The sequence below is a fragment of the Dehalococcoidales bacterium genome, from assembly GCA_028716225.1.
Classification (GTDB): domain Bacteria; phylum Chloroflexota; class Dehalococcoidia; order Dehalococcoidales; family UBA5760; genus UBA5760.
Genome location: JAQUQE010000097.1, coordinates 1 through 3,662, shown reverse-complemented (window position 1 = coordinate 3,662; position 3,662 = coordinate 1). Strand labels below are relative to the sequence as shown.

Below are 3,662 nucleotides of genomic sequence, written 5' to 3'. Positions count from 1 at the left end.
GGCTCACCACGCAGCAACGCCTTCTCTATCAGTTTTTCCATCTGAAGCCTCCTACGTTGTTACCATCCTGACAGTCACGGCGCTTGTCGGACCCGTCGTCCCCGCCGTGCCCCCGGATGTCACGACCGCAAACGACAGATACGAGAAGTACCAGCCGTCCGGAATCACCAGGCCCCGCCGTTGTCCCGCCGCTACCCTGAAAATGAAGTCCGGTGCCGTCGTCCCTACCGTCGGCGACGCAGCATCATATACCTTGAGGTAAGACGCTGCAGCATTGGCCTCGTTGTCCACGTCGACTTGATACAGATTACCAGCAGCCCCGGTAACCGCTATCTTTGCCACCTCGTCTGCGTCATCGTCGACGACGAGCTTCGTCCCAACAGGGGGCACTTGTTCCGATACGCGCAGCGTCATAGTCGCCTCCTAGAGAATTTCTCCGCACACGTCCACGTTCGCCAGCGTTCCGGCCCCGGCTGTCGTGTCGATTGTCGTAACCTTCACGTAAACCGTCGAGTTCGCCGGAATGCTCGCGCTCTTCCCCGACAACGGAATGACCACCTTGTCGTTCAGCGCGATGAGATTTGTGGCCACCGTCGCCGCCATGATCTCCGTACCGCCCGGCGTGATACCCACGGAAAACTCCACGTCCCCGGTCGCTACCGCACCGACCACCGTCGCCATCCTGGCGATGACACACGTCGGCGCGAACTGTTTGGTCGCCACACCGCCTATCGCTACGGCCTTTTCGTCGTTCAGCGTATCTACGGCAAGCCCCGCAACGTGCATCCGCACGCGCAACCCCGCAGACTCCATGGCATCCGCCAAAGTGTCGCCGATTGCGTCCGAATTGTTCTTGATCTGCGACGCATAGGGGATCGCGCCGTCGTTTTTGATTTCCATCTCGGTTGGTGGTACTAAATTCCTGCTCATTTTTCTCTTCCCTTCTTTATTGGTGTCATGACAGCAATTCCAACCGCCGAATGGTCTTGAGTAATTTCTCGGCTTTCGGCGTGCAATGATGCTTACTGCACATGCTCTTGTAGATGGTCATGACAATTGCATAAAACTTGTCCGGGTCAGCCGTCTTCAAGCTTTTCCCATATTGATCGGTCGCTGCAGCAACGGCCCGCTTCCACACCTCTTCCGCGTCCGGCCCTTTGACTACGTTCGACGGCATATCGCCTCCTTGTTCGCAGCCTTCAACCTGTTGTACAATTATCAGCTCTCGAAATCAATTTTATACGCGATTTTACAGGTTGACAACAGCAGACAGCACAGCTTTCAAGATGATACCTGTTTTCTTGCCAACCAGTACCAAGAAATCGTTCATCTTCTTCTTGTCATCTGCTTCCGCGTTTTGAAGCGCCGCCAAGCAATCCGAATGCACCGCCAAACTCGCAAATGATACGTCTGGAGTCTTACCCTTTTTGAGCGCCGTTATAGCCTCGGATATTTTGTCCAATCCCTTTGCCCCGTATTTCTCCACGGCCTCGGCTGCCAACTTGATGATCGCCACCTTCCACGGAGTGTTCGCCTCTTTCCGCAGCTCAGTCATGGCGTCTTCCAACGCACCCACCGCCGCAACTCCACCTGTTTTCAGTAGCGCCCGATACAGATCACTCCACGTTCCCATGGCTACACTCCTATACGTATGGGTTCTTCCCCGCTTTTAACACACCGCCTGATATGAGACCCTTGTAAATACCCTGCTCGCGTATTTCCTTGAGTTGTGTTGGAGTCACACGATACATGGCTAAGCTCTTGGCAGATGTCTTGAATCCATGATACCGATTCAGCCACGGTGCATCGTACAAAAAAACCTCGAATGTACGCGGGTTCTTGCGTAGTATTTCTCGTGTCTTGTCGAAACGATGAAAAAAATCAAGTACCTTTTGCGTAACATTAGAAGCTCCCATCAGGAATCCTTCTGCCACGCCGTCAACCATAGCAATATATACAGCATACTGTTTCGATTTGGCTTGAACTTCTGGATCGTCCCACATCTCCGTTTTTGTAACGGTGATTCCCTTATTCATACCGTTGATGCGCCGCATCTCCGCCTCGAATGGCCGTCCGTGATTGTCTTCGACCCCCTGCTCAATCCAGTAAACATGGACCATCTCATGCGCCAATCGATTCCACAAAGCCTTCATCGTAAATGCAGAATAAGTAGACACCTCAATGCTTTCGATTGAAAGACTACCCGCCCCCAACCCTCCACCCCAGATGGCATAAGCCCCCGCATCCCGCAACCGCCTATAGCGTACCAACGCACCGGAACGCTTCCGGTTGTTCCAGGCCATCGGATAGGTTCCGAGCTTGCCGCCGAACAACAGCTTGTTGAGCTTATGGTACTCGGATACCAAATCGATCTGCTTGGGATTTATGAATTCCTTGGCCGCTTCTTCCGCAAGAACATCTACCTCGTCGTCAGGTATCGACTCTTCCAGCCACTCGAGCAGATCGGTCATCCGAGTCATTGATCTACCTTACCGGACACAGCGTTGTAGGCTCTGCTATCTCGGGTGGGTCAACCGGTGGACGTGTATCAGACAGCCCTCCCAGGTATCGCATGAAGTCGGTATGGTATCCTATCCGTGCTTCCACGACCAATACGGTCTCGGCAAGCTCATGGCACTGACGGGTCTCGAACGCCTTCACGCCCTCCACCTCAACGCACTTACACGCGGCCTCGATGAGCGCCTTCCCTCTTTGTACCTGCTCGTCCGCAGCGGAATCGATAAAGTCCAGCTCCGCCTTGTACACATCCGGATCGCGCACGACAACCTGCTTGCAAGAAACCGCAAAAAGAACCGATACAATCAGAATAAATCGCATGACGCCTCCCTATTGAAAAACCACCGTCACGTCATAGGCATCCAAGGGGTCTTTGACGCTCCCGGCCCCGGAAGCCGTTATCTGCCCGTAAATGGTCTTGCCTTCCCATGGAAGCTCTAACCTCCAAACCTTCCGAACCGGAAGACCCTCGTCATCCTTTTGGTATTCTGAAGACGTGATGCCAAACTCCACGTCATTTTTCTCAAAGATTTTGAATATCTTTCGGATTGGCAACCAATATTGATCCCTGAACATCCCATCGGCAACGTTGCCTATCAGCTTGTACAGATACCGTACGCGCTGTGTCCTGGTAATTCCCTCGATGAGTTCTTTCATTTTACTGTAAAGGTAGCGCACTTGAGTGCGCGTCCCTCTTACGAAATGCCACCGTGACCACCTTCGTCCACGGTGACTTCCGTGTTCTCTACAAGGTACTCTATTATCGCCCTGGCTTCAAGATTCACCAACTTGTCCATGTGCGGATTGTACCCCTCTGGGTATGCCTTTTCCCGTGCGTTTGCAATCGCACCCGCAAGCCCCGTGCCTTTCACCGCGTCACCAACTTCCAGCGCCATGATGTCATCCCTCCTTCAGCTTCTTTTCCAACTCTTCCAAAGCCACTGAGATAACTTCCGCCGATGCCACCCCCGCCTTCTGTGCCAACCCCTGTATGGTATTCCAGGTCTCTCTCGGCAATGCAATGATGACCACCCCGTCGTCATGCGGAATCCCCGAAGAAGATTCATCGACCCTACCATCGTCAATCACCGCAGGCTGTGCCTTCTTTACGCTGATCTTGCCAATGGCTTTAATCATAAACTCCC

The 3,662-nt window shown here is 53.3% G+C and carries 9 protein-coding genes; all 9 read right to left on the bottom strand.

The window, feature by feature from the left end:
* Nucleotides 1-51: 51 nt before the first annotated feature.
* Nucleotides 52-414, bottom strand: coding sequence for a hypothetical protein (locus PHI12_14070; protein ID MDD5511913.1), 363 nt, complete (start codon nucleotides 412-414; stop codon nucleotides 52-54).
* A 9-nt stretch (nucleotides 415-423) separates the two neighbouring features.
* On the bottom strand, nucleotides 424-930 hold the full coding sequence (locus tag PHI12_14065; protein ID MDD5511912.1) for a hypothetical protein: 507 nt from the start codon (nucleotides 928-930) through the stop codon (nucleotides 424-426).
* Nucleotides 931-955: 25 nt separating this feature from the next.
* Entirely contained in the window at nucleotides 956-1,177 is a 222-nt protein-coding gene (locus PHI12_14060; protein ID MDD5511911.1) for a hypothetical protein, read from the bottom strand.
* A gap of 72 nt (nucleotides 1,178-1,249) precedes the next feature.
* Entirely contained in the window at nucleotides 1,250-1,633 is a 384-nt protein-coding gene (locus PHI12_14055) for a hypothetical protein (protein MDD5511910.1), read from the bottom strand.
* A 10-nt stretch (nucleotides 1,634-1,643) separates the two neighbouring features.
* A complete protein-coding gene (locus PHI12_14050; GenBank protein ID MDD5511909.1) occupies nucleotides 1,644-2,480 on the bottom strand; it encodes a SprT-like domain-containing protein in 837 nt (278 codons plus the stop codon).
* 4 nt (nucleotides 2,481-2,484) lie between these two features.
* Nucleotides 2,485-2,838: a hypothetical protein gene (locus PHI12_14045; GenBank protein ID MDD5511908.1), complete on the bottom strand. Its 354-nt coding sequence runs from the start codon at nucleotides 2,836-2,838 to the stop codon at nucleotides 2,485-2,487.
* A gap of 9 nt (nucleotides 2,839-2,847) precedes the next feature.
* Entirely contained in the window at nucleotides 2,848-3,174 is a 327-nt protein-coding gene (locus PHI12_14040) for a hypothetical protein (protein ID MDD5511907.1), read from the bottom strand.
* A 38-nt stretch (nucleotides 3,175-3,212) separates the two neighbouring features.
* Nucleotides 3,213-3,413, bottom strand: a complete 201-nt coding sequence (locus PHI12_14035; GenBank protein MDD5511906.1) for a hypothetical protein — start codon at nucleotides 3,411-3,413, stop codon at nucleotides 3,213-3,215.
* 4 nt (nucleotides 3,414-3,417) lie between these two features.
* On the bottom strand, nucleotides 3,418-3,662 hold a 245-nt coding region (locus PHI12_14030; GenBank protein MDD5511905.1), incomplete at its 5' end, for a hypothetical protein.

Coding starts and splice junctions, on each gene's coding strand:
- PHI12_14050 (MDD5511909.1), bottom strand. CDS start 2,480: ATGACTCGGATGACCGATCTGCTCGAGTGGCTGGAAGAGTCGATACCT.
- PHI12_14045 (MDD5511908.1), bottom strand. CDS start 2,838: ATGCGATTTATTCTGATTGTATCGGTTCTTTTTGCGGTTTCTTGCAAG.
- PHI12_14035 (MDD5511906.1), bottom strand. CDS start 3,413: ATGGCGCTGGAAGTTGGTGACGCGGTGAAAGGCACGGGGCTTGCGGGT.
- PHI12_14065 (MDD5511912.1), bottom strand. CDS start 930: ATGAGCAGGAATTTAGTACCACCAACCGAGATGGAAATCAAAAACGAC.
- PHI12_14040 (MDD5511907.1), bottom strand. CDS start 3,174: ATGAAAGAACTCATCGAGGGAATTACCAGGACACAGCGCGTACGGTAT.
- PHI12_14060 (MDD5511911.1), bottom strand. CDS start 1,177: ATGCCGTCGAACGTAGTCAAAGGGCCGGACGCGGAAGAGGTGTGGAAG.
- PHI12_14070 (MDD5511913.1), bottom strand. CDS start 414: ATGACGCTGCGCGTATCGGAACAAGTGCCCCCTGTTGGGACGAAGCTC.
- PHI12_14055 (MDD5511910.1), bottom strand. CDS start 1,633: ATGGGAACGTGGAGTGATCTGTATCGGGCGCTACTGAAAACAGGTGGA.